The sequence below is a fragment of the Acinetobacter pittii genome, assembly GCF_034064985.1.
In the GTDB taxonomy this organism is placed as follows: domain Bacteria; phylum Pseudomonadota; class Gammaproteobacteria; order Pseudomonadales; family Moraxellaceae; genus Acinetobacter; species Acinetobacter pittii_H.
The window spans coordinates 3209857-3234769 of sequence record NZ_CP139249.1 but is presented as its reverse complement, the minus strand read 5'-3'; the positions used below and the strand labels follow the sequence as shown (position 1 = coordinate 3234769).

The 24913-nt window shown below is 40.1% G+C and carries 22 protein-coding genes and 1 pseudogene; 15 read left to right on the top strand and 8 right to left on the bottom strand.

Annotated elements, in window-relative coordinates; all coding sequences use genetic code 11:
• Positions 1-9 precede the first annotated feature (9 nt).
• A complete protein-coding gene (pntB, locus tag SOI76_RS15500; RefSeq protein WP_032056052.1) occupies positions 10-1464 on the top strand; it encodes an NAD(P)(+) transhydrogenase (Re/Si-specific) subunit beta in 1455 nt (484 codons plus the stop codon).
• A 54-nt stretch (positions 1465-1518) separates the two neighbouring features.
• Here the strand turns inward: pntB and SOI76_RS15495 are convergent, their stop codons facing one another.
• The 6 genes from SOI76_RS15495 to barA form a co-directional block, all read right to left on the bottom strand.
• Entirely contained in the window at positions 1519-2340 is an 822-nt protein-coding gene (locus tag SOI76_RS15495) for an SDR family NAD(P)-dependent oxidoreductase (RefSeq protein WP_104080762.1), read from the bottom strand.
• Between the two features lie 206 nt (positions 2341-2546).
• Positions 2547-2948 (bottom strand): ribosome silencing factor, encoded by a 402-nt coding sequence (gene rsfS / locus SOI76_RS15490; protein ID WP_001047581.1) that lies wholly within the window; start codon positions 2946-2948, stop codon positions 2547-2549.
• Between the two features lie 81 nt (positions 2949-3029).
• The gene (hyi, locus tag SOI76_RS15485) at positions 3030-3824 is read right to left on the bottom strand and encodes a hydroxypyruvate isomerase family protein (protein ID WP_104080761.1); all 795 of its coding nucleotides are present in this window, start codon (positions 3822-3824) and stop codon (positions 3030-3032) included.
• Positions 3825-3837: 13 nt separating this feature from the next.
• On the bottom strand, positions 3838-4707 hold the full coding sequence (gene glxR / locus SOI76_RS15480) for an NAD(P)-dependent oxidoreductase (protein WP_104080760.1): 870 nt from the start codon (positions 4705-4707) through the stop codon (positions 3838-3840).
• 12 nt (positions 4708-4719) lie between these two features.
• Entirely contained in the window at positions 4720-5508 is a 789-nt protein-coding gene (locus tag SOI76_RS15475) for a crotonase/enoyl-CoA hydratase family protein (RefSeq protein WP_104080759.1), read from the bottom strand.
• Between the two features lie 94 nt (positions 5509-5602).
• Entirely contained in the window at positions 5603-8410 is a 2808-nt protein-coding gene (barA, locus tag SOI76_RS15470; protein WP_032056061.1) for an ATP-binding protein, read from the bottom strand.
• A 172-nt stretch (positions 8411-8582) separates the two neighbouring features.
• On the opposite strand from barA, the gene cysM reads away from it, so the two are divergent.
• The 4 genes from cysM to relA are packed head-to-tail and all read left to right on the top strand — an operon-like array spanning position 8583 to position 14075.
• Positions 8583-9506 (top strand): cysteine synthase CysM, encoded by a 924-nt coding sequence (gene cysM, locus SOI76_RS15465; protein WP_032056062.1) that lies wholly within the window; start codon positions 8583-8585, stop codon positions 9504-9506.
• 12 nt (positions 9507-9518) lie between these two features.
• Positions 9519-10337 carry a 3'-5' exonuclease gene (locus SOI76_RS15460; protein WP_032056063.1) on the top strand — a complete coding sequence of 273 codons (819 nt, stop codon included), beginning with the start codon at positions 9519-9521 and terminating at the stop codon, positions 10335-10337.
• 9 nt (positions 10338-10346) lie between these two features.
• Entirely contained in the window at positions 10347-11738 is a 1392-nt protein-coding gene (rlmD, locus tag SOI76_RS15455) for a 23S rRNA (uracil(1939)-C(5))-methyltransferase RlmD (RefSeq protein WP_104080758.1), read from the top strand.
• A 30-nt stretch (positions 11739-11768) separates the two neighbouring features.
• Complete coding sequence (relA, locus tag SOI76_RS15450) at positions 11769-14075, top strand: RelA/SpoT family protein (protein WP_104080757.1); 2307 nt, start codon at positions 11769-11771, stop codon at positions 14073-14075.
• A gap of 47 nt (positions 14076-14122) precedes the next feature.
• Here relA and SOI76_RS15445 read toward each other — a convergent pair whose 3' ends face one another.
• A complete protein-coding gene (locus SOI76_RS15445) occupies positions 14123-14896 on the bottom strand; it encodes an SDR family oxidoreductase (protein WP_104080756.1) in 774 nt (257 codons plus the stop codon).
• Positions 14897-15008: 112 nt separating this feature from the next.
• Here SOI76_RS15445 and mazG point away from each other — a divergent pair, with 112 nt between their 5' ends.
• The 9 genes from mazG to yjgA all read left to right on the top strand — a co-directional run bounded on the left by mazG (position 15009) and on the right by yjgA (position 21646).
• Positions 15009-15815: a nucleoside triphosphate pyrophosphohydrolase gene (mazG, locus tag SOI76_RS15440; protein ID WP_104080755.1), complete on the top strand. Its 807-nt coding sequence runs from the start codon at positions 15009-15011 to the stop codon at positions 15813-15815.
• On the top strand, positions 15784-16188 hold the full coding sequence (locus SOI76_RS15435; protein WP_104080754.1) for a ComEA family DNA-binding protein: 405 nt from the start codon (positions 15784-15786) through the stop codon (positions 16186-16188). The genes mazG and SOI76_RS15435 overlap by 32 nt, the downstream gene beginning before the upstream one ends.
• 125 nt (positions 16189-16313) lie before the next feature.
• Complete coding sequence (gene pcnB, locus SOI76_RS15430; protein ID WP_104080753.1) at positions 16314-17780, top strand: polynucleotide adenylyltransferase PcnB; 1467 nt, start codon at positions 16314-16316, stop codon at positions 17778-17780.
• Complete coding sequence (gene folK / locus SOI76_RS15425) at positions 17777-18259, top strand: 2-amino-4-hydroxy-6-hydroxymethyldihydropteridine diphosphokinase (protein ID WP_057075659.1); 483 nt, start codon at positions 17777-17779, stop codon at positions 18257-18259. Before pcnB ends, folK begins: the two co-directional genes overlap by 4 nt.
• A gap of 45 nt (positions 18260-18304) precedes the next feature.
• Entirely contained in the window at positions 18305-19114 is an 810-nt protein-coding gene (panB, locus tag SOI76_RS15420; RefSeq protein ID WP_002117298.1) for a 3-methyl-2-oxobutanoate hydroxymethyltransferase, read from the top strand.
• A 3-nt stretch (positions 19115-19117) separates the two neighbouring features.
• A complete protein-coding gene (gene panC, locus SOI76_RS15415) occupies positions 19118-19963 on the top strand; it encodes a pantoate--beta-alanine ligase (RefSeq protein ID WP_057075656.1) in 846 nt (281 codons plus the stop codon).
• 26 nt (positions 19964-19989) lie between these two features.
• Positions 19990-20841, top strand: a complete 852-nt coding sequence (gene rapZ / locus SOI76_RS15410) for an RNase adapter RapZ (RefSeq protein WP_005066272.1) — start codon at positions 19990-19992, stop codon at positions 20839-20841.
• Entirely contained in the window at positions 20838-21107 is a 270-nt protein-coding gene (locus SOI76_RS15405) for an HPr family phosphocarrier protein (RefSeq protein WP_000567533.1), read from the top strand. The genes rapZ and SOI76_RS15405 overlap by 4 nt, the downstream gene beginning before the upstream one ends.
• A gap of 2 nt (positions 21108-21109) precedes the next feature.
• Positions 21110-21646: a ribosome biogenesis factor YjgA gene (gene yjgA, locus SOI76_RS15400; protein ID WP_069141795.1), complete on the top strand. Its 537-nt coding sequence runs from the start codon at positions 21110-21112 to the stop codon at positions 21644-21646.
• A 43-nt stretch (positions 21647-21689) separates the two neighbouring features.
• On the opposite strand, the pseudogene SOI76_RS15395 reads toward yjgA, so the two are convergent.
• Positions 21690-22594: pseudogene (locus tag SOI76_RS15395) on the bottom strand (AMP-binding protein).
• Between the two features lie 393 nt (positions 22595-22987).
• Between SOI76_RS15395 and thrS the strand changes: the two are divergent.
• Complete coding sequence (gene thrS / locus SOI76_RS15390) at positions 22988-24910, top strand: threonine--tRNA ligase (protein ID WP_002117224.1); 1923 nt, start codon at positions 22988-22990, stop codon at positions 24908-24910.
• The last annotated feature ends 3 nt before the right edge of the window (positions 24911-24913 follow it).

Below are 24913 nucleotides of genomic sequence, written 5' to 3'. Positions count from 1 at the left end.
GGCTTTGACATGGAATTTATTCAAGCAAATGCAAACTGGTTGTACCTTGTTGGCGCAATCCTCTTTATCTTGACGCTTCGTGGCTTATCTGGCCCTAAAACAGCAATTCAAGGTAACCGTTACGGTATGATCGCGATGGCGATTGCAGTTGTAACCACCTTCTTTGTTGCGAATAACCCAGTTATTTGGATGATCGTTGGGGCAATGGTGTTAGGTGCAATCGTGGGTATCGCGCGTGCACGTACAGTGCCAATGACTCAAATGCCGGAAACTGTTGCGCTTATGCACTCATTAGTGGGTTTGGCTGCTGTTTTAATTGCGATTGCTGCAATTTTACATAATAACCAACTTACTGAACTATTTGCTCAAAATGAGGCGGCTTTAACAGCAGCTGGCGTGCAGCATGCACACATGAGTAAGGTTCACTTATTTGAATTGTTTGTTGGTTGTTTCGTTGGTGCGATTACCTTTACTGCATCTGTGTTTGCGTACGGTAAATTGGCTGCGAAAAAATGGGCTAAAACAATTTCTGGTGCATGGGTTAAACCTGTTCAAGCGCTTATCTTTATTGCGATGTTGGCTTGTGGATTTTACTTCTTCACGACTGGCAACATGACTGCTTTCTGGGCAATGACAGCTCTTGCGCTTGCATTTGGCTGGGTATGGATTGCACCGGTCGGTGGCGGTGATATGCCTGTAGTAGTATCGCTTCTTAACTCATTCTCAGGTTGGGCTGCGGCGGGTATTGGTTTTACTCTTGAAAACAACATGTTGATCGTTGCGGGTTCGCTTGTAGGTTCATCTGGTGCGATTCTGTCGTACATCATGTGTAAAGCAATGAACCGTTCGATCATCAATGTATTGTTTGGTGGAGCAATGGGTGGTGCAGCAGTTGCATCTGCAGATAAAGGTGAGCAAGTTCAACGTAACTACCGTTCAGGTTCTGCTGATGATGCTGGCTTCTTAATGTCAAATGCTGACAGTGTTGTGATTGTACCTGGTTATGGTATGGCGCAAGGTCGTGCTCAAAATGCGGTAAAAGAGTTGTGTGAACTTTTGAAAGAACAGGGGGTTCGCGTTCGCTTTGCAATCCATCCGGTTGCAGGTCGTATGCCTGGACATATGAACGTACTACTTGCTGAAGCAGACGTGGCATATGAAGACATCTTGGAAATGGATGAGATTAACTCAGACTTTCCTGCAACTGACGTAGTACTTGTAATTGGTGCAAACGACGTTGTTAACCCTGCTGCAAAAGATGACCCAAGCTCACCAATTTATGGTATGCCGATTCTTGAGGCTCATAAAGCGCGTACAATCATGGTGATTAAACGTTCTATGGCAACTGGTTATGCTGGTTTAGACAATGATTTGTTCTATAACGAAAAAACAATGATGATCTTTGGTGATGCCAAGAAAGTTGTGGAAGATATGACGAAAGCAATTAATGGTACAGGCCACTAATTTGCTTTGAAATAAAAAAACCACCTTCGGGTGGTTTTTTATTTACCTCTATTTTTAAAGAAATTTTTCTACAAGATCCATCGACTGTTGATAGAGGTCGCGTGCTAGTTGCTGGTTTTTAGCATGTGATGATTTCCAGTCTGGCATATGTGCACTGACATATTCGCCGTTGCGGTTTTGCCATGCTTCAGAAGTTGCCATTTCTGTAATGAGCTTTGCTGGAACTGAGGTTGGGACTAAGCCTAATTTCATTGCCGCATAGACAGGTTTTGGTAATTCACGATAAATATCAGAAGCAACACCGCCAGGGTGCAATGCATTATTGGTAATTGAGCTTCCAGTTAATTGCTCTGCTAATGCATTGCTAAATAGTAAATTTGCAAGTTTTGATTGTCCGTAATAGAACAGGGGATTGTAAAAACCTTCTGCACGAAATTTATTGGGTTTAATTGAGCCAACCCAATGAGCAATCGAAGCTAGATGAATAATTCGTGCTTTAGAGGACTGTTGTAAAACTGGAATTAATTTTTGAGTGAGTAAAAAATGGCCCAAATAATTAACCCCAAATTGTTGCTCAAAACCCTCTGTGGTTAGTTGCTTTGTTTTGGAAAATAAGCCTGCATTATTAATGAGTACGTCAAGGTTGCCATATTTATCTGCAATTTCATCTGCTGCTTTTTTGGTTAACTCAAGACTGTTTAAGTCGAGAGAAACGACATCGACTTGTCCTTGGTTAAGTGAGCTTAGTTTGTTTTGTGCCTCTTGCGCTTTGTGTGGATTTCGACAAGCCAAAATCACATGTTGTCCTTGTTTAACAAGTTGTTCTGCTGTGGCAAAACCAATCCCTGTGTTGGCGCCTGTAATGAGTATCTTCACTTTTTAGTGCTCCAGTTATGCTATTTATTGATGAGACTATAAGAATTGGTATAGTGCTGGAATTCTGACAATTTGTCATGTCAATTTTTGGTTGTAAGTGATAATTGGTTTCTTAGAGATAGTAGATGATATTTAAAAGGGGCTAAATTGTTATTAGAGAAACAAAAAAGCGGCTCAAAAGAGCCGCTTTTTTTAAAAGCAAAATTTTAAGCAACCGACTCCGGAGTGGTACGCCATAAGCTTTCTAAATCATAGAATTTACGAGCTGTTGGTAGCATCACATGTACTACAACAAAGCCGAGATCAATTAAGATCCATTCTGCATCTCGTTCACCTTCAACACCAATCGGGCGGAAACCGGCTTTTCGAGCTTCTTCTGCAACATTGTCAGCAAGTGCTTTGACATGGCGAGTAGAAGTACCACTTGCAATTACAATAGCATCAGCGACATTGCTAATTGAGCTAACATCTAACTGGAGAATATCTTTTGCTTTTACATCAACTAAAGCGTCGTGGACGACTTTGAGACAAGCTTGTACGTCTTTATTTGAGGTATTCATTGCGAAATCGTGAGAATTAGACACGCTGGGCGATGGTTCTAAATTCATATAGGGTATATTTTCCTGACAATTACTCACTATCTAATATAGTGGTTTTCGCGCTAAATTTCAAACAGAAGTCGTAACAGTTTATATATTTACATCATCAGAAAAGTATTTTTTCTTCCATGTAAACGACTGATTTGAAGCATTTTCAGGTTTATATTCTGCTGCAATATAATTTTGATATGAGCTTTGCTTTAACCAAGAAAAAATTTGTTCATAAGGAATTTGAGCGGTATCGGGTTCGTGGCGGCCCGGGCAGTCAGCAAATTGAATATGTCCAATTGAGTTAATATTCTCTTGTAAACCTTCAAGTACATCTTCACCCATCATCGCCATGTGATAGCAGTCATACTGCATTTTGAGAGCAGGGTGGTTAACCGCTTCGAGCATCTCCTGTGCTTGTGCAATGTTCTGCACTAAAAAGCGTGGCATATCAGTGCCGTTAATCATTTCAAAAACAGGCTCTATACCGTGTTCACCGAGTAAATTGCAGGCAAGTTTTAGATTGGCTGCTAATGTTTTTAAACAAGGAAGCAAGTCTGCATCAAGCGGTTGTTTACCCGCTAAAATATTAACACGAGGAACGTTTAAAGCAGTGGCATAGCGTATAGCCAATTCTAAAGCTTCATGAAAAGCGGCTTCTTGACCGGGTATGCCTGCTAAACCATTCCCGCCTTGCATAAGATCACCAGCAGGCACATTAATTAAGCAAAGACTGAGATTGTAGCGTTCGAGTTGAGTTTGAATATCGTCAATCGTCAATTCATAGGGGAATTGAATTTCTACATATTCAAAGCCCTGTGCATGAGCCAGAGCGAAGCGTTCAATTAAAGGAACTTCGGTAAAAATCATGGATAAATTGACTGCAAGACGACCCATACTCAAACTCCGTTTATTTTTGCTCTATTAATTGAATCATAGTAGCTAAATCTTTCTCGGCAAAGCCATTTTTTTGGTGAGTTTGTAGCTGTAATAGAGCTTTTTGTGCAACGGGGATGTCTAAATTAACATTGTTAGCCAATGTTACTGCGTTGTTAAGATCCTTAGATAATGTTTGAACTTTCCACTGAATAGGCTCAAATGTATGAGTTGCCATGCGTGGCGTCAGAATTTGAAAAGGTTTTGAATCTGCAAATCCGCCTGCTAAGGCTGGAGCGAGTAAAGTTGTATCTACACCCGCTCGGTCTGCAAGCGCGACAGCTTCTGCAATAAGCGCGCTGTTGGCTGCGACGATGAGTTGATTACAAATTTTGGTGGCTTGACCAGTTCCTGTATCTCCCATTCGCGTTACACGTTGAGATAGAACATTATAAATAGGCGTTAATTCTGTAATTGTTTGAGCATCACCGCCTGCAAAAATGACAAGTGTGCCTTGTTCTGCTCCAGCTGTTCCCCCCGATACAGGAGAATCAATCCAAGTAATCTCATGCGTGGCAGCATCTTGAGCAAGTTTTTTTGTTGCAGCAACAGATAAACTTGAGAAATCAACAATCACCTGTTTAGCTTTTAAGTGGGGCTGAATTTGCTCAAATACACTTTGTACGGCTTTGTCATCTGCGAGACAAGTTAAAATAACAGGATATTCGCCAATATTTATAAGATCTAAAGGCTGTGCGCCTATATCAATCAGTTCTTCACATGCAGAAGAGGTTCGGTTCCAAACAGCAACTTGAAAACCTGCCTGAATAAGACGGGTTGCCATGCGGCTTCCCATCAATCCTATACCTAAAAAAGCAATAGGGGTGTTGCGATCAAAATTCATAATCTAAGCTCTTTATTTATATTGGCGTGGTAAAAAATTAACTTCCGGATGTTTGTCTTTTTTACGAGCAAGTTTGCTATTTTTACCAAGTAATAATTTAAGTTGCCAGATTTTTTCTAAACGTAATGATTTTTCTGGTTGGTGCTCCATCGCATCGAGTACACGTTTTGCCGCAGTGAGCGCATCTGGTGAGCGCTGTAACATTTCAGCTGCAATTTCATTGGCTTTCTCTAGTGGAGAGTCACTTAAATGAGTTACAAGACCAATTTCTTTTGCATAATTTCCATCGAAAACGCGAGCGGTTAAGGTGAGTTCTTTTGCAAGGTCAACGCCAATTAAGCCTTTTAATGAGCGAGTAAGTCCCATATCCGGAACTAAGCCCCAACGACTTTCCATAATCGACATTTTAGTGTCTGGATGGGAAATTCGAATGTCGGCTGCTAAGGCAAGTTGCATCCCGGCGCCAAAACAATATCCTTCAAGTGCCGCAATCACAGGTACAGGTAAATTTTGCCAAATCAGGAATGCTTTTTGGAATAGACTTTGGCCTGGTTTAACAAGCTCCCAAATAGCAAAAGCAGAGTTTTTTGGATTATTAAGGTCAGACAAATCAATTCCGGCACTAAATACTTGTGCTTCACCTGTCAAAATCACACAGCGAATATCACGGTCCTTTTTAATGGTTTTTGCTGTTGAAACAAGTTCTTTTAATAAGGCAAAACTCATAGCATTGCGTTTATCAGGACGGTTTAAATATACCGTTGCAATGCCATTATTTTTTTCAATACGTAAGAGTGCCATGAGATTTCCGCTTCTTTTTTTATCGATAAGCGGAGCATAGCATGGCTGTAATTTGGAAACATGACAGCCCAGTCATGCCTATTTTGTAGATATGTTAGTCAGGAATTACCAAGATTTGATGGGCTGCACTTTCCACTTCTTTTACAACAAGTCCTAACTCGTCGAAGCGTCTCATAACTTCTTCAATGAAGCCTTCATCTGCTATACGGCGTTCTTTACGTAGTGTTGAAATAAATTGCTCAAAGTCACCTGTTACTTGTTGGAGCTTTGGAGTACCTACATAGCGAGTAGCGCCATAAAGACGATGTAAAACATGCTCAAGTTGAGGGAAGTCTTCAAGTTCAATGAGCTGCTGCATTTCATCTAGCTCAGTTGGGAAACTATCAACTAGCATTTTAAGTAAGTCTTGAGCTAAGTCTTCTTTATTTGCTGCAAGTTGCAAGCTTTGTTGCCAGTTTAAAATTTGCGGATCTAGAGCTTCTGCAACGACATGATGGTCTTTCTCTAGCGCTTTTGCTGCAAAGTTGTTTTTAGTCCACTGCGTTAAAATCTGGATAATTTGTTCCATTTGAATTGGCTTGGTGACATAGTCATTCATGCCGACTTTGAGTAGTTTTTGCTTTTCATCAGCAAGGGCATGGGCTGTTAATGCAATAATTGGAAGCTGCATTTCACCATCTAAAGTTGACTCTAGTGAACGAATGGCACGAGTGGTATCAATACCTGACATAACAGGCATTTGAATATCCATGAACACTAAATCAAATGGTTTGAGTTTTTGATCAATTCGCTCTTGGATAAGGTTCAGGGCTTCTTGACCGCTGAGAGCTTTAGTTGTTCTAACGTTGAGCTCACCTAGCAGGGCTTCTAGCACAATTAAGTTAGGTAAGTGATCGTCGACTGCCAGAATGTGTAAACCCTGCCCATTAAAGTCTTGTTGTTCCTCTTCAAAAATAGGTTGATCATTTAATAATTGAATGAGTCCGCTTCGGCTTAATGGTTGATAGAGAGGGCGAGCACGATATTCATTGAGCATATTTGGCTCAAGCGTCATTTGATAGCCATAAACTGCCAAATTACCTTGATAACGACTACGGATTTCTTTTAATAAGGCTTCAGTATCGCCGCTGTGGTCAACAATGAGCCATGTATTATCTTTTTGATCAAGATGTTTTAAGCGACTAAATAAGTCCAGAATCGATTGTGTCTCGATGTGAGGAACATGATAGTTTTCAAGATAGTAACGTAAAACACTTGCGGTAGCAGGGTGGGCAAGATAAGACACCACTTGTAAATGTTCAAAGTGCGGGTGTTCAATCTCGTAATCTTCATCTACAACAAATTGTGCGGTAAACCAGAAGGTCGAGCCTTTTTCTGTTGGAGCACGTTCTTGGTTATCCTCAAAACCAATTTGGCCATGCATGAGATGAACAAGCTGCTTAGAAATCGCAAGACCTAAACCTGTACCGCCAAATTGACGTGTAACGGATGCATCACCTTGCGAGAATGATTCAAATAATTTTTTACGGTCAGTGCCGCTTAAACCAATACCACTGTCTTGAACACTAAAATGAAGTAGGCATTGCCCGATATCATCATGTTCCATACGAACACGAACAATAATTTCGCCATCTGGAGTGAATTTAATCGCATTCGAAATCAAGTTAGTCAGAATTTGTTTAAAGCGTAAAGCATCACCAATCACTTGTTGTGGAATGTTGTCGGCATAGTAAAAAGCCATGGCGATATGCTTTTGGGCAGCCAGTGGAGACAACATATCCATGACATCAAAGACAGCTTCTTCTAAATCAAACGGTGCTGTTTCTAGCTCTAATTTACCTGCATCAATTTTTGAGAAATCTAATACATCATTAATTAATGCCAATAAATGGGCTGATGATTTGCGAATAGTTTGCAGGTAAAGATTTTGTTCGTTATTTAGATTTTGTTGACGAAGTAATAAATGAATAAAGCCATCAATACTATTTAGAGGGGTCCGAAGCTCATGACTAATATTGGCAAGAAAAACTGATTTGGCTTGGTTCGATGAAATCGCTTGGTCACGTGCTTGACGATAGGTAATATTTTGAACTTCTAAAGTATCTAAAGTTCTACGTAAGTCTTCTTCGGTTTGTTCAGTATGTTCTTTTAACTCTAAAAAGCTAAAGTGCAATCGTTTAACAACATTTGCAATATCTCGCTGTAATAAGCGTAATTCACCAGTACTGTTAATTACCATGTGCTGGTCTAGTGTGTCAGCATTTAAACGTTGCAACTGCATGCGAATTTCATACATCGGCGCAATCCAGCGACGTGAATAAAAATTCAGGCAAAGTAAAAGTAACAGTAAGGTCATTAATCCAGTAATGACGAGGGCGATTAGAATACGGTAACGAGCCAGTTCTAATGGCTGATTATCCATTTCAATAACAAGCCAAACAGGTGCTTTTCCGGGTGTGTCGCTAATCCGCTGTCCATAAATATTGTTGTGGTTATAAGAGATGGGCCCAAAAAAATTATTGTTTTGTTTGAAGTTTGGCCAGTAGCGATTGTCGCGATAACCGATACTTAAATAGGTCTGGCCATTACTGTCAATTAAAGCAGCACGTTTTAAATTTTTTTCACTAAACATGCTTTGCATGATGTGCTGAGCGTGATCATATTCATCGGGTTCTAGTTCAACCAGCTTATATAAATCGATCGCGATTTGATTATAGCGAGCTAAAATTGCAGAGGCATGATGTAGCTGTTGTTGTTTTACTGAATGTGAGGTTTCAGTTAAAACCAGAAAAGCACCAACGCACGTTAAAATCATAATAGGCACAAAAATCAGAGCAATTAATTGCCCATATGCATGATTCAGACGTAAGCGTTTCGATAAGGTTTTATTGAAATTAGACATGGCTACATCAGATTTATCTCTCTGTACGGCATCTTATCACGCTTTATTTTAAAACAGACGGCATTTTATAAATGACCGAGCTTTAATCGCTTTCATGAAAAAGCATATTGAAATGGGTGCAGTACCGAGCATTTTTTCATACAATAGGCCCACCTCGATATAGGTGTTGATCATGAGTAATACACAACCTGATTTTTTAGCCGACGAATTTTTGTTAGATCACTATGTAGGTAACACACCTCTAGTCCGTTTGCAGCGCTTGGCGTGTCACACGCAGGCAACGGTTTTAGCAAAATTGGAAGGTAATAATCCGGCAGGTTCTGTAAAAGACCGTCCAGCATATAACATGATTATGCAGGCAGAAAAACGTGGTCAAATTAAGCCAGGAGATACCTTAATTGAGGCAACCAGTGGAAACACGGGTATTGCTTTAGCAATGGTTGCTGCAATGCGTGGCTATAAAATGAAATTAATTATGCCGGGGAATTCAAGTCAGGAGCGTAAGGATGCAATGCGTGCTTATGGCGCAGAATTGATTGAAGCACCGAATATGGAAGCTGCACGAGATATGGCTTTGCAAATGCAAGCTGAAGGTCTAGGTCTGGTCCTTAATCAATTTGGTAATCCAGATAATGTCGAAGCTCATTACCTCACCACTGGCCCTGAAATTTGGAAGCAAACAGGTGGGAAGATTACTCATTTTGTGAGTTCAATGGGTACAACCGGTACCATTATGGGTGTTTCTAAGTATTTAAAAGAACAAAACCCAGATATTCAAATTATTGGTTTACAGCCTTCTGAAGGTTCAAATATTGCTGGCATTCGCCGTTGGCCACAAGAATATTTACCTACGATTTTCGAACCAAAGCGCGTTGATCAAATTATGGATATTCCGCAAATTGAAGCGGAAAAAACGGCTCGCCGTTTAGCGCGTCAGGAAGGAATTAGTGCAGGTACATCTTCTGGTGGAGCAGTGTGGGCTTCAGTAAAAATTGCAGAAGAAAATCCGGATGCTGTTATTGTTTGCATTATCTGTGATCGTGGTGACCGCTACTTATCTACAGGACTGTTTTCAGTACAGGACGATAACTCATAATTGAGAGAAATCATGCGTTTCCCTACCTTAGTTTTTGATATTGAAACTTTAACTGATTTAAAAGCGGGAGCGCATTTATATCATCTTGATTTACCTGAGACCGATGTAGAGCAAGCGCTCACAAAAATCCGTCGCCAAGAATCAGGTATGGACTTTCAGCGTTTGCCTTTACATGAAATCGTTTGTATCTCTGGCTTATGGGTGGATGAGTCTGGTTTTAGATTATTTTCTTTTAGTCGAGAACAATATTCTGAAGCCGAAATTTTACAGAAGTTTTTATCAATTTTTGACAAACGCCATCCGACTTTAGTGAGTTGGAATGGCTCACAATTTGATTTACCTGTCATTCTATTTCGCGCAATGTATCATGGGCTTTCTGCACCGGGTCTATTTGATCAAGGTGAAATTGATAGCCAAAAACGTTTTAATAATTACCAAAACCGTTATCACCATCGCCACATCGATTTAATGGATGTGATGGCAATGTTTAATGGTCGTAATTTCCAAAAGCTTGATGATATTGCCTGTATTTTAGGCTTACCAGGTAAGCGTGGTGAGTCGGGTTATCATGTGCCTGAATATGTCCGTAATCAACAGTGGTTAAAATTGACTAGCTACTGTGAAGGGGATGTGCTCAATACATGGTTTATTTATTTGCGTTGGCTAGTGCTAAAAGGCCAATTAAATGCAGATGAGCATAATCACTGGATCAGTTCGAGTATTGAATATTTACAGACTATCCCTCAGCAGGCCGATTTTCTTGAAGTATGGGAACGTACTTCAAAACATACTGAATTTACTTCTCACTATTTTAATTCTTCAGATTTTTAGGTTCATCCTTTGAAACAACAAGCCAAATCTCGCACCCTCCAACAACCTGAATATATTTTTCAGGTTGAAACACTTTCTCATGAGGGGCGAGGAATTGCGCATTATGGTTCTCATCCAGATCATCCGGCAGATAAGCATGGCAAAAAAGTTTTTATTCGTTATGCATTGCCTGGAGAAACTGTAAAGGCTCGGATTACCCATCAAGCGAAGCGCCTCGAAGAGGCTGAGATGTTGCAGTTGTTAGGAGAGCCTTCAGTACATCGTATTGAGGCAATTTGCCCTCATTATGGTGTTTGTGGTGGCTGTAGCATGCAGCATATCCATCCTGACGAACAAATCCGTTTAAAGCAAAATGTACTGCAGTCACATTTACAGCATTTTGCAGGTATTCAACCTGAACAATGGCTAGAACCGATTCGATCTTTACAAAGCGATTATCGTCGTCGTGCTCGAATAGGCGTGCGCTATTTGCCAAAACCAGATCGCTTAATTATGGGATTTCGCGAACATCATAGTAATCGTCTAACTTCGATCCATAGCTGTAGTGTTTTGGATAAAAACTTATCAAATAGTCTGCCTGAGTTACGTACTTTACTCCAAAGTCTAAAAGGCAAAGCGCACATTGGTCATGTAGAATTAGCAAAAGGTGATAATGAAATTTCTTTATTGGTTCGTCATGTAGAAAAATTAAACAATTCTGATGTCAACCAATTAAAGCAATTTGCGTTACACAAAGGGTGGCAGTTGTATTTGCAACCTAAAGGTCCAGAAAGCATTCGTCGTATTGATGATGAACAAGGTGCTTTACGTTTACATTATGCCTTAGAAAGGTTTAATGTAAATTTTGCTTTTTCGCCATTGGATTTTACTCAGGTCAATGCCACAGTAAATGAACAAATGGTTCAATTGGCATGTGAATTGCTTCAATTGCAACCAGGTGAAAAGGTACTTGATCTATTTTGCGGTTTGGGCAATTTCTCACTTCCGTTAGCACGATGTGTTGGTGAGAGTGGGCAGGTTGTCGGTGTTGAAGGGAGTGAGGAAATGGTGGAGCGGGCAACAGCTAATGCAAAATGCAATAGTTTGGTGCAGGCGACCTTCTTTTCACAAGATTTAACAAAAGATTTTTCGCATCATTCTTGGGCGAATCAAGGATTTGATGCATTATTGATTGATCCTCCTCGTGCTGGTGCATATGAAATTATGCAGTATGTATCAAATTTTGGAGCAAAAAGAATCGTTTATGTATCATGTAATCCAGCTACACTGGCAAGGGATGCGGGTGTTTTGGTCCAATATGGTTACCAGTTAAAAAAAGCAGCAGTGATGGACATGTTTACGCATACCGAACATGTTGAATCCATTGCACTATTTGAAAAAATTCAAGAGATAAACGATTAAAAACATGAGTTACATATTGAGGAGAATGGTATGGTCACAGTACGTGAACAGTTACCTGAACAACTAACCGAGTTGTCAGAGGAAACGACTGTAGAGCATGCCGCCGAAACGCAAATCGGTTTAGCCTCATGGTTGGATCGGGTGCGTGAAATATTAGATGGGGCGGAGCTTGAACAACTTGAAAAAGTCGCTCATTTAACCCTGCAAAAAGAGTTAGACTCAACGGTTAATCATCGTTCCAATACTTTTGCTACAGGCGTTGGAATGGCCGACATTCTGGCACATCTCCATGTAGATGAAGATACTTTATCAGCAGCAATGCTTTATCGTAGTGTGCGTGAAGGCATTACCGATATAGAAGAAGTAAAACAGAAATTCGGGGAGCAAGTTTACAACCTTGTCAAAGGTACTTTGGCAATGGGTAAACTTTCAGAACTTATTGAAAAAAATAAACGGTTAGAAGATCACTTTAATAATAATCAACGAGAACATTTAAGCGGCATTTATAAAATGCTGATTTCGGTGACCGAAGATGTTCGTGTTGTTTTAATTAAACTTGCTGAGCGTACTTATTCTTTGCGAGAGCTTGCAAATTCCTCTCGTGAACGCCAAGAACGTGTAGCGCGTGAAATTCTTACTATTTATTCGCCGTTGGCACATCGACTTGGTATTGCTCAGCTTAAATGGGAACTTGAAGATCTTGCATTTCGCTATTTGGCACCAGATCGTTACAAAGAGATTGCTTCATTACTCAATGAAAAGCGTTTAGAGCGTGAGCATTATATTCAGTTCGTCATTGACCGTTTGAAAAATGAGTTAGCGTCTTACGGCATCGAAGCTGAAATTACAGGTCGTGCAAAACACATTTATTCGATTTATCGAAAAATGAAGAGCAAAAACCTGAGCTTCGACCAACTTTATGACATTCGTGCTTTGCGTGTATTGGTAAATAGTGTGCCAGAGTGTTATCACTCTTTAGGTATCGTACATCAAATCTGGCGCCATATTCCACATCAGTTTGATGACTATATTACCAACCCGAAAGCAAATGGTTATCGCTCATTACATACGGCTGTAATTGCTGAAAATAAATCTCTTGAAGTGCAAATTCGTACTCATGAAATGCATGATGAAGCAGAGTTAGGTGTTTGTTCACACTTTAATTATAAAGAAGGTTCAAAGAATACTGACCATTCTTTTAACCATCGTTTGCATTCGTTGCGTGCTGTTTTAGAACACTATCAAGAACGTAATGACACGACAGTACATCAAAATGAAGATGAAACAGAAGGATTTGAACAGTTACAAGACTTTGAAGGCTTTGAGAAGATTTATGTTTTCAGTCGTGATGGTGATATTAAAGAACTGCCGCGTGGTTCAACAGTTTTAGATTTTGCCTATCATGTACATACAGAAGTAGGGAACAAGTGTTATGCAGCGCGGGTCAACCAGCGTTATGTACCACTTACCTATACTTTAAAAACGGGTGAACAGGTTGAAATTTTAACTAAGAAAGATCGGGAACCAAACCGTGACTGGTTGGTGAATTCTTTAGGTTATATTAAAACTTCTCGTGCACGTGACAAGTTGCGTCATTGGTTTAGACAGCAAGACCGTAGTAAAAACCTTGAAGTAGGCCGAGAACTGCTTAATAAAGAGTTAGCTCGTCTAGCGATTCATCCAAAAAGTATCGATTTGAACGATTATTCGTCACACTTTAATGTGAAGACGGGTGACGATATTTTGGTGAGCCTGGTTAGTGGTGATATTAGCTTACATGCCCTGATTAATCAGGTGAATCGCCAAATGCATCTAGATCAGGATGAGCCTGAGCTAGTACTTAAACCAACATTGAATCCGCGTGCCAGCCATACGCTATCAGCACATGGAATTTTAATTGATGGTTTAGATAATGTAGAGCTTCACATTGCTCAATGTTGTCAACCAGTGCATGGTGAATCAATCGCTGGATATATTACTTTGAACCGTGGTGTTAGCATCCACAAAGTCATTTGTTCAGACTATCAGCGTATGATTAAGCAAGAGCCAGAGCGTGCTGTTGAAGCTGATTGGGAAATGCAACCAACACGTGGTCAAAGCGTTCAGATTGTGGTGGAAGCTTATGATCGTCGTGGCCTGCTTAAAGACTTAACTCAAGTGATTTTCTCTGACCAAATCAATATTCGTCAGGTCAATACAATTTCTGAGGCAGATGGTATTGCCAATATGAAGCTGTTAATTGAGGTTAAAGGTTTAGCACAGCTTTCTCGCTTATTGGCTCGCCTAGAGCAACAACCGGGAATCATTAGTGCTCGACGCATGATTCAAGGCGTTTAATAAATTAAGTAAAAAGACTGTCAAATGACAGTCTTTTTTATTTTGGATTATTTTTTTGATAAATAAATATTGGTGAGTCGATTTAGAAACTGAGGACTCAACGTTGAGAGCTGATAAAGCAGTTTGGTTTTTATACCCACTGGAGTGTGAGTAGGCGTCCAAAAATGAGCTTTTTTCTCGACAAGCGTAAGTACCTGCTGAGCAATATCATTTGGGGTTAAATCTATCCCCATATTTTGAATAGTGCCTGCATCCATATTGTTAACCATTGCAGTTTGTACAAATAGCGGCATCACATCTAAAACACGAATACCGTATTTTTTCCACTCCACATCCAAACCTTCGGTAATTCCGCGAACCGCAAATTTACTCGCTGAATAAGAGATTAAATCAGCTTGCCCATAAATTGCAGAGGCTGAAGAGAGGTTGATGACGCGTGCAAAAGACGCTTGCTTTAAATAGGGTAGAGCAGCGTGACAGCCATTGATTACGCCGTTTACATTAATATTTATTGTTCTTTGGTGAGCTTTAATATCAGTCGTTTCAAAAGCGCCAGAATATAAAATACCTGCATTATTTACCAAGATATTAAGTTCACCAGCCCACTCGGTAAATTCTTTTAATATGTGTTGCCACTGGCTGTAATCACTTACATCTAGATAGCCGGCACGGGCATTTGGCCCTATGTCATTTGCTAGTTCTTGAGCAAGCGACTCATTAATATCATAAATGCCTACTTTATATCCTTGTTTGTAGAATACCCGTGCAATTTCAGCCCCAATACCTTGAGCGGCGCCACTAATCAGAATACTGTGTCCCATATTTTTTCTCTTTCTCAGTACAATAGTGCGACTGATTTAATCGCTTTGATTTTGATCATAGCAAATTAAAATCTTAGTTTTACTGACCGACTTTTTAAACTTGAGGGTTACCATGGATAAATTGCTTACAATTATGCAAGAGTTACGTGAAAAATGTCCGTGGGATCAACAACAAACCCCAATGTCATTGACTAAATATGCGATTGAAGAGGCATATGAAGTCGAAGCGGCTATTCGTCAAGGCGATATGAATGAAATCCGAAATGAGCTTGGCGATTTGTTATTACAAGTTGTATTTCAATCACAGATGTTTAGTGAGCAAGGTGCTTTTAACTTTCAAGATGTTGTTGAGGCAATAAGTGAAAAGCTAATTCGTCGTCATCCCCATGTTTTTCAGGCAGATCAATTTAATAATTTAACCCCAGAACAAGTCAGTGAACTTTGGAAAAAAATTAAACAGCAAGAAAAACAAGGAAAATCACAATCAAGGTTGGACGAAATTAAACATGGACCAGCCCTATTACAGGCACAAGAAATACAAGCAAATGTTGCTAAGGTTGGGTTTGATTTTGAAACAGTAGAAGATGCTTATGAAAAACTAGAAGAAGAGTTAGATGAATTTAAGCAGGCATTAAAAAATAAAAATATTGATGAAATTCAAGACGAATTTGGCGATTGCTTATTTTCATTAGTCAATGTTGGACGTAAACTTGCGATTTCAAGTGAAACATCACTTTTATCAACAATACATAAATTTAGAAGTCGTTTTGCTTTTATTGAAGATCAAGCGCAAAAACAGCAAAGAACATTAGAAGACATGACTTTGTCTGAAATGGATGAATTGTGGAATCAGGCAAAGCGGCAGTTAAAGTTAGGGGAAAAAACACATGCAGCTCAGCATGAATCTTTGGAAGAATAAACACTATATTTTCATTGTTTTATTTTGGAGCCTGATCTCATCAACACTAGTTCAGGCTCAATCTTTTGATCAAAATTTTAAGGAGTGGAAGGCTAAGCAACAGATGTATGATCAGAAGTTGAGCATGCAATATGCCTCTCATTCTAATGTTTCAAAAAGCTCAGCTATGACTGATTCGTCAGGACAAATTCGCTTGAATCAAGCCAATATTGATGAGCTTCAAAAGCTAAAAGGTATTGGTGAGAAAAAGGCACAAGCGATTGTAGAATACCGTCAAAAGAATGGTGGCTTTAAAAATATTGATGAATTTAAAAACGTAAAGGGCATTGGTCCAGCCATTTTTGAAAAGAATAAAGCACGTTTGACTTTATAAATTATCTGTCTGTCAATTGTCATTTCATGCGCAAACTACAGAGAATCAAATTGCCCTTTGTGTGCGTTAGAGCTATGATTAGCGACAACTTGTTATTTACGTCCTGACGTAGGAGACAGCGTCTTTTGCAAACCTTGCGAGCGTCAAAATGTGGTTTGTCCACAGCCCAACTTCCTTCTTCGATTTTAGATGTGATCGATAGCCTGACTAAAGCTGGCTATGAAGCTTATATTGTTGGGGGTGGTGTCCGTGATTTAATGCTAGGGCTTAATCCTAAAGATTTCGATGCAGTCACTAATGCAACACCTTCCCAAATTAAAGAAGTTTTTGGTCGACGTTGTCGAATCATTGGCCGTCGATTTGAATTAGCACATGTCTATTCAGGGCGTGAGCTTATTGAAGTTGCAACTTTCCGTGCTCCTCCTAAAAAAGCAGTCACCAGTGCCTCGGGCATGATTTTACGTGATAATAATTGGGGAACCATCGAACAAGACTTTGCTCGTCGTGACTTTTCTATCAATACGCTATATTACCAACCGCGTAAGAGTATTGTGCTCGATTTCTGCAAAGCTATTGACGATGTAAAAAATAAAACTCTACGTTTATTAGGTGATCCAGCACAGCGTTTTGAAGAAGACCCAGTGCGTATGCTGCGAACTTTACGTTTTGCAGCCAAATTAAATTTCAAAATTGATGCAAATATTCTCGATATATTTGATGCAGAGATGACGCAGTTACTGCGTGATGTTTCTCCGCATCGTTTATATGATGAATCGCAGAAGCTTTTTACAATGGGGCATTTGGCACGTGTTTTGCCAATGTTGATTGAGTTTGGGGTCTGGAAACAACTCTTTGCAGATATTCAGCCGAACCTCACACCATTTATTTTAAGAGCAGCAAAGAATACAGATCAACGTATTCAAGTTGGAAAAACAATTAATCCGGCATTTTTCTATGCGGTTTTATTGTGGCAACCATTTTTAGAGCGTTGTGAATTTTATTTATCTAAAGGCGTTGTACCCGCTGAAGCACGTGCACAGGCAGGTTTAGATGTCTTAAAGCGTCAGGCAACACGCACAGTGATTCCTCGCTTTGCAGAAACTTTTATCCGTGAAGTTTGGGAAATGCAGACTCGTTTGCTGAATCCAAAACCACAGCAAATAGAAGCATTGGCAGGACATGCACGTTTCCGTGCTGGTTTTGACTTCTTGTTACTTCGTGAAAAGTCTGGTGATGACACGACACAAGGAATGGGAAGCTGGTGGGAAGCCTACCAAGAAATGTCGAATGACGAAAAAGAAGCTGCGATTAGCCAGTACAATCGTCAGAAAGCCAAAAGTCGTCGTAAAGCTGCTGCTGAACCTGTTGAAAACAATAAAGTTGAAACGGAAATCGAGCCTTTGGTTGATGTTCCCGAACCACGTAGTCGTCGCGGGAAAAAAGAACGTACTCGACAAGACCAATCGATAGGGCGTTTTGTTGAAAAAGCCACTGCTTTGGATGCAGGCGGCACGATGAATGATCATCCGATTTTGAAGCGTAAGCGAGTACAACGCGATTTAAGCCAAGTGATTTTTGGGCCAACGCAATGACAACGAAGACGTATATTGGTTTAGGTAGTAATTTGGGCGATTCGCGCCAAATTTTATCTGAAGCCATTGCTAAGCTTAAAACTTTAGGTGCGGTGAGAGTTTCTAGACTTTATCAAAGCCCACCTATGGGGCCTCAAGATCAACCAAATTATTTAAATGCTGTAGCCGAGTTAAATACAGATCTCACGCCTTTAGATTTATTAGATCAGTTGCAGCGATTTGAGCAAGAAGCTGGTCGTGTACGTCTTCGTCGTTGGGGCGAGCGTACTTTAGATCTGGATTTGCTGATATATGGCAATGAAAAAATTCAAAATGAGCGCTTAACAGTGCCGCACATTGGAATTCTAGAACGAGATTTCGTTGTAATTCCTTTATTAGATTTAGATGCTGATTTACATATTGATGATCAGCCACTTAAAAATTTAGAACTCTTACAGCAGCCAACGCTGACTGTACTTGCTGATGAGTCTTGGGCTTAAAACCTGACTTATTACGTTCTGCAAACTCCTGTAGAGGATACCATCATGATTAGTCTAAGTGACTTAAGAAAATTTAAAGCCGAAGGACGTAAGTTCTCTTGCCTAACTTGTTACGATGCGAGTATGGCAAAAGCAATGGAACTTGCTGAAATTGATACTATCTTAATTGGTGATTCTCTTGGAATGGCAATTCAAGGTCGTGACTCAACTTTACCTGTAACTGTTGAAGACATGGCTTATCATACGGCAGCAGTTCGTCGTGGTAACCAACATGCCTTGATTATGACTGACTTGCCATTTATGAGTTATGCAACTTTAAATGATGCTTTGCAAAACGCAAGAACAGTCATGCAAGCTGGCGCTCAAATGATCAAAATTGAAGGCGGTGCATGGTTAAGTGAAACTGTACAAGTGTTAACACGTAATGGTGTACCTGTTTGTGTACATTTAGGCTTAACCCCTCAATCTGTACACGTATTTGGTGGATATAAATTACAAGCTAAAACACGTGAAGCAGCTGATCAGCTTATTGCCGACTGTACAGCTGTGGTTGAGGCTGGCGCAGCAGTTCTATTGCTTGAATGTGTACCTGCTCAGTTGGGACAAGAAATTGCGGAACTATTCCCAAATACGCCTGTGATTGGTATTGGTGCAGGTAATGCGACTGATGGTCAGGTACTCGTAGTACAGGACATGTTAGGTTTAACTTTTGGTCGAGTTGCGCGTTTTGTTCGTAACTTTATGAAAGAACAATCTGGTGAAACTGCCATTTTAGATGCTTTTAAAGCTTTCCATGCTGCTGTGCAAGATCAGTCATTTCCAGCTAAAGAACATACTTTCCACGTTGAGCTGTAATTCATGAAAACAGAAACCACCATACAAGGTCTTGCAGCTTCTTTAAATCCTGCTAGAGCTGCGCGTAAAATTATTGGTTTTGTCCCAACTATGGGAAATCTACATGAAGGACATCTCACACTTGTTCGTGAAGCGAAAAAGTTATGTGATGTTGTAGTTGTTAGCATCTTCGTAAATCCAACTCAATTTGGGCCGGGTGAAGATTTTGATAACTATCCTCGTACTTTAGAGCAAGATAGCCGTCTATTAGCCGATGTCGGCTGTGACATTATTTTTGCGCCATCGGTTGAGCAAATGTACGGTACTCAGCCTCGTTTAACCAACATAAGTGTCAGCCAAATTACTGATGCTTTATGTGGTAGTTCACGTCCTGGGCATTTTGATGGCGTAGCGTTGGTGGTCACCAAACTCTTTAATATTGTGCAACCTAATTACGCTTTCTTTGGTCAAAAAGATTACCAACAGTTAGCAGTGATTCGTCAGTTTGTACAAGACTTAAATATCCCTTTAGAAGTCATTGGCGTGCCTATTGTTCGTGCGGCAGATGGTTTGGCTCTTAGTTCAAGAAATGGTTATTTAAGTCCAGAGCAACGTCAGGTCGCTCCGGTTATTTATCAAAGTTTGAAGCAAGCTGAACAGCAGTTACATCAAGGTAAAGATCTACAACAAGTTTTAGAAGATATTAAAACTCAGTTGACAGATAATGGCTTTGTTGTGGATTATGTCGAAGCTCGTCAATCAAATCTGTTACCTGCTACTCAGTTTGATCGTGATATTGTGTTGTTTGTCGCGGCAAAATTGGGTGAAACACGTTTGATTGATAATTTAGAAGTTGCCTTTACACCCTAATAAACAGATCAAAGGACAGCCATGCCATGAAGCGTATACTTATCGTGACAGGACAGTCTGGTTCAGGAAAATCTTCGGCTCTCCAAGTGTTAGAAGATTTGGGCTATTACTGTATTGATAATTTGCCTTTGGCATTGCTGCCCGAAATTGTGGCAAAGCTAGATCATGAAAATAACCTAGAGCAATTGGCATTAGGTGTGGATGTTCGAAGCACTCGTGCAGATATGCAAGAGTTCGACCATGTTTTTGAACAACTACAAAAACATGGCACAGTTGATGTGATTTATCTGACTACGCAAGATCAGGATTTGATTGCACGTTTTAGTGCATCGCGTCGTCCGCATCCATTGGCCAATCGTTTTAAAAGTCTGTTGCAATGTATTCATGAAGAAAAGCAATTGCTGCTCCCAATTCAGTTCCGTGCTACGGTTCATATTGATACAACGGATAAAAGCGTTCATGATCTAAAGCATATTTTACTGTCTAAATTGGGGCAGTCAGATAAGCTCATCGTGATATTGCAGTCATTTGGATATAAGCATGGCATTCCTTTAGATGCTGATTATGTTTTTGATGTACGGCATTTACCAAATCCGCATTGGGATTTAGAATTGAGACGTTTTTCTGGTTTGGATGAGCCAGTAAGACAATTTTTAGAAGCAAGTCCGCAAGCAAACGAAATGTTTGACGATATTCTTCACTTCTTAAAAAAATGGCTTCCAGCATTTGCTGAAGGACATCGTCACTATATGACGATTTCTATTGGTTGTACTGGTGGTCAACATCGTTCCGTTTATATCGTAGATAGACTAAAACAAGCACTTGAGGCAGAATGGTCTGTTCAGGTCTTACACAGAGAAATGAAGCACTGGTCATGATAGACACAACTGTTGATGTAATTAATAAACTCGGTTTACATGCTCGTGCATCAGGAAAACTGATAGAGGTCACTACAAAATTTCGTTCGTCGATCCAAATTGGAAAAGGCGATCATTTAGTAGATGCAAAAAATATTATGTCTTTGCTGATGTTAGGTGCAGGTAAAGGGACCACTTTACGATTGGTCATTGATGGTACCGACGAAGAGCAGGCATTAAATGAAGTACAGGCGTTATTCGCCGCAAAATTTTATGAGGCAGATTAATCGTGGCACGTCGTCCCCAACGTTATACTGAAGAAGATTTTGGCTCTTTAGAAGGACGTGCAAGTAAGACAGAGCAGAAAAAAGCAGTTCAACGTATGGCTGCTTTAGGTGAGCAATTAGCACAACTTTCTGTTAAACAGATTCAAAAACTTCCAGTTGATGAACGTTTAATTGATGCGTTAATGGAAGTACAGAACATTAGTTCTTTTGAAGCCCGTCGTCGTCAGTTTCAACGTATTGGTAAATTATTGCGCAATGAAGATGAGACCGTTATTTTGTCTTATCTAACTCCGCAGCAAGGCGCAAAAAAGCAGGCTCAATTGATGCGTTGGGTTGATCGTATGATCGAACAAGGCGACCCTGCAATTAATGAATTTAGCAAAATTTATAATGCATCGGAACGTCACACATTGCGTCAGCATGTGTTGAGAATCAAGCGTGATAAGACTCAACAAGTGAGTGAAGCAGAGCTTGAGGCATCAAAAGGTAAATTTGTAAACTATGTACAGCAAATTGCTTTATTGTCTGACCAAGGCTAATGCTCTTCCATAAAAAGCGACGCTCAAGGCGTCGCTTTTTTATTTATACATTTTCAGCCCGTTCTTTTGCCCATTCACGTAAGATAAATTTCTGTAATTTACCTGTCGATGTTTTCGGAATTTCTGTAATAACCACATCTTTAGGTACTTTAAAGCGCGCTAATTCTTTTTGGCAGTGTGCAATAATTTCTTCAGGTGTTGCTGTAGTACCCATCTTTAATTCAATAAACGCGCATGGTACTTCTTGCCAACGTGCATCGGGTTTAGCGACTACCGCAGCGGTTAATACTGCAGGATGTTTATACAAAACATCTTCTACTTCTAAAGATGAAATGTTTTCTCCACCTGAAATAATGATGTCCTTCGAACGATCAGTAATTTTTGCATAACCATCTGGGTGGCAAACGGCTAGGTCGCCCGTGTGGAACCATCCACCTGCAAATGCTTCTTGTGTTGCTTTAGGGTTCTTTAAATAGCCTTTCATGACAATATTGCCACGGAACATGATTTCTCCCATGGTTTGACCATCATTCGGGACAGGTTCCATTGTCTCGGGATCTAACACACGCATGCTGTCTTGTAACGGGTAGGGTACGCCTTGACGGGAATGAAGTTGGGCTTGTTCAGCAATTGATAGCTCATTCCATCCAGATTGAGAAGCACATAGAGCAGAAGGTCCATAGGAACCGCAAAATGTGCTTCAATCATGGCTGGAATATTTGGCAATAAAACGGATACCGTATCATTTTTCTCAATTCCCAGTTGCTTGAGCTGAGATGCAAATTGACAGCAGCGCTGATAAGTTTCTTTCCATGAAATTTGACGCTTACCATGAATAATTGAAGCTTGATCTGGGTAAATATAAGCCGCACGCTCTAGGTAGCGTAGAGGTGATAACGCAACAAAGTTTGCGGGTGTGCGTGGTAACTCATCATAAGCACTAACCATGTGAAACAACTCCGTGTTCTATTTTTAATTCATTCTTTGAACATATGATTTAATATTAATCAAAGCATTTATGCTTTAGTCTTAAAGAATGATACCCTCCAGTCAAAAAATGAGCAGAAATGCTATTTTCTTCATCTTAAACCACTTGTGTTAAACATGTTTAAAAATCATCTCAATATATTTTTTAAGTCATTTATTGCTGTTTACGTGATAAGCAAAATGTATTTATGATTTTATGGACTCAAAGGTTTTCACATTGCTTGAACAAGTGTAAAATCTTTCAGGTTTTTTAACTTTGATTTACACCGTTTTTATATTTTGAGGTTCGCCTCGATCATAATCTCGCGGTGAAATGCTCCTTCGTATAGGGCATCACTCCTTAAGGATTTTTTTATGCCAATTATCACATTGCCAAATGGCGATCAAAAGAGTTTTGATCACGCTGTATCTGTTATGGAAGTTGCCCAAAGTATCGGGCCTGGTCTAGCAAAAAATACTGTTGCTGGCCGTGTAAATGATCGCTTAGTTGATGCATGTGACTTAATTACCGAAGATTCGACCTTACAAATTATCACTCCAAAAGATGAGGAAGGTCTTGAAATTATTCGCCATTCTTGTGCACACCTTGTAGGGCATGCTGTTAAACAGCTTTTCCCGGAAGCCAAGATGGTGATTGGTCCAGTCATTGAAGAAGGTTTTTACTACGACATCTGGATGCCACGTCCTTTTACATTAGATGATATGGCAGCTATCGAAGAGCGTATGAAAAAGCTCATTGATCAAGATTACGATGTCGTTAAAAAAATGACACCGCGTGATGAAGTTATTGCTGAATTTACTGCGCGTGGCGAAGAATATAAATTACGCTTGATTGCAGACATGCCTGAAGAAACACAAATGGGCTTGTACTACCATCAAGATTATTTGGATATGTGTCGTGGTCCACACGTACCGAATACCAAATTCTTAAAATCATTCAAGCTCACTAAAATCTCTGGTGCATACTGGCGTGGTGATGCGAAGAACGAACAGCTTCAACGTATTTATGGTACAGCTTGGGCAGACAAAAAACAGCTCGCTGCCTATATTAAACGTATCGAAGAAGCTGAAAAGCGTGACCACCGTAAAATTGGTAAAGCCTTAGACTTGTTCCATATGCAAGAAGAAGCACCGGGTATGGTATTCTGGCATCCAAATGGCTGGACTATTTACCAAGTACTTGAACAATACATGCGTAAAGTTCAGCAAGACAATGGTTACCTTGAGATTAAGACACCACAAATCGTAGATTTTACATTGTGGGAAAAGTCAGGTCATGCGGCCAACTACGCAGACAATATGTTTACGACGCATTCTGAAAATCGTAACTATGCGGTTAAGCCAATGAACTGCCCATGTCATGTGCAAGTGTTCAACCAAGGTTTGAAGTCTTACCGTGATCTACCAATTCGTTTGGCAGAGTTCGGTTCTTGTCATCGTAACGAACCATCAGGTTCTTTACACGGCATTATGCGTGTACGTGGCTTTACACAAGATGACGCACATATTTTCTGTACTAAAGAACAGATCGGCCAGGAAGTCGCTGACTTTATTAAGCTGACTTTAGAAGTTTATAAAGATTTTGGCTTTGAAGAAGTGCAAATGAAACTTTCTACACGTCCAGAAAAACGTGTAGGTGATGATGCGCTTTGGGATATGGCTGAAAAATCTTTAGCTGATGCTTTAGATGCAGCGGGTCTCGAATGGGAATTACAACCTGGTGAAGGCGCGTTCTACGGTCCGAAAATTGAATTCTCATTGAAAGACTGTCTCGGACGTGTATGGCAGTGTGGTACTATTCAGTGTGACTTTAACTTACCAGAACGTTTAGATGCGTCTTATGTGACTGAAGACAATGATCGTGATCAGCCTGTAATGTTGCATCGTGCAATTCTTGGCAGTTTTGAGCGTTTTATTGGTATACTAATTGAACACTACGCTGGTTTCATGCCACCTTGGTTGTCGCCGTTACAAGCATGTGTCATGAATATTACGGACTCTCAAGCTGAAGCTTGTGAGAAAGTCGTAGCAAAACTCAAAGAAAATGGCCTTCGTGCTATTTCTGACTTGAGAAATGAAAAAATCGGATTTAAGATTCGTGAGCGTACTCTAGAGCGTATTCCTTACCTATTAGTTCTTGGTGATCGAGAAGTTGAAGAAGGTACAGTGAATGTGCGTACCCGCTCAGGAAAAAATTTAGGTACTATGTCAGTAGATGCATTCATTGACTTAGTGAAGTCTGCCGTCGCCGAACGTGGCCGGTATATTGTGGAGTAAGAA

Bases quoted from the DNA above. Each gene is read 5' to 3' on its own strand.
- pntB (WP_032056052.1), top strand. From the start codon at position 10: ATGGAATTTATTCAAGCAAATGCAAACTGGTTGTACCTTGTTGGCGCA.
- rsfS (WP_001047581.1), bottom strand. From the start codon at position 2,948: ATGAATTTAGAACCATCGCCCAGCGTGTCTAATTCTCACGATTTCGCA.
- hyi (WP_104080761.1), bottom strand. From the start codon at position 3,824: ATGGGTCGTCTTGCAGTCAATTTATCCATGATTTTTACCGAAGTTCCT.
- glxR (WP_104080760.1), bottom strand. From the start codon at position 4,707: ATGAATTTTGATCGCAACACCCCTATTGCTTTTTTAGGTATAGGATTG.
- SOI76_RS15475 (WP_104080759.1), bottom strand. From the start codon at position 5,508: ATGGCACTCTTACGTATTGAAAAAAATAATGGCATTGCAACGGTATAT.
- barA (WP_032056061.1), bottom strand. From the start codon at position 8,410: ATGTCTAATTTCAATAAAACCTTATCGAAACGCTTACGTCTGAATCAT.
- cysM (WP_032056062.1), top strand. From the start codon at position 8,583: ATGAGTAATACACAACCTGATTTTTTAGCCGACGAATTTTTGTTAGAT.
- SOI76_RS15460 (WP_032056063.1), top strand. From the start codon at position 9,519: ATGCGTTTCCCTACCTTAGTTTTTGATATTGAAACTTTAACTGATTTA.
- relA (WP_104080757.1), top strand. From the start codon at position 11,769: ATGGTCACAGTACGTGAACAGTTACCTGAACAACTAACCGAGTTGTCA.
- SOI76_RS15445 (WP_104080756.1), bottom strand. From the start codon at position 14,896: ATGGGACACAGTATTCTGATTAGTGGCGCCGCTCAAGGTATTGGGGCT.
- mazG (WP_104080755.1), top strand. From the start codon at position 15,009: ATGGATAAATTGCTTACAATTATGCAAGAGTTACGTGAAAAATGTCCG.
- SOI76_RS15435 (WP_104080754.1), top strand. From the start codon at position 15,784: ATGCAGCTCAGCATGAATCTTTGGAAGAATAAACACTATATTTTCATT.
- folK (WP_057075659.1), top strand. From the start codon at position 17,777: ATGACAACGAAGACGTATATTGGTTTAGGTAGTAATTTGGGCGATTCG.
- panB (WP_002117298.1), top strand. From the start codon at position 18,305: ATGATTAGTCTAAGTGACTTAAGAAAATTTAAAGCCGAAGGACGTAAG.
- panC (WP_057075656.1), top strand. From the start codon at position 19,118: ATGAAAACAGAAACCACCATACAAGGTCTTGCAGCTTCTTTAAATCCT.
- rapZ (WP_005066272.1), top strand. From the start codon at position 19,990: ATGAAGCGTATACTTATCGTGACAGGACAGTCTGGTTCAGGAAAATCT.
- SOI76_RS15405 (WP_000567533.1), top strand. From the start codon at position 20,838: ATGATAGACACAACTGTTGATGTAATTAATAAACTCGGTTTACATGCT.
- thrS (WP_002117224.1), top strand. From the start codon at position 22,988: ATGCCAATTATCACATTGCCAAATGGCGATCAAAAGAGTTTTGATCAC.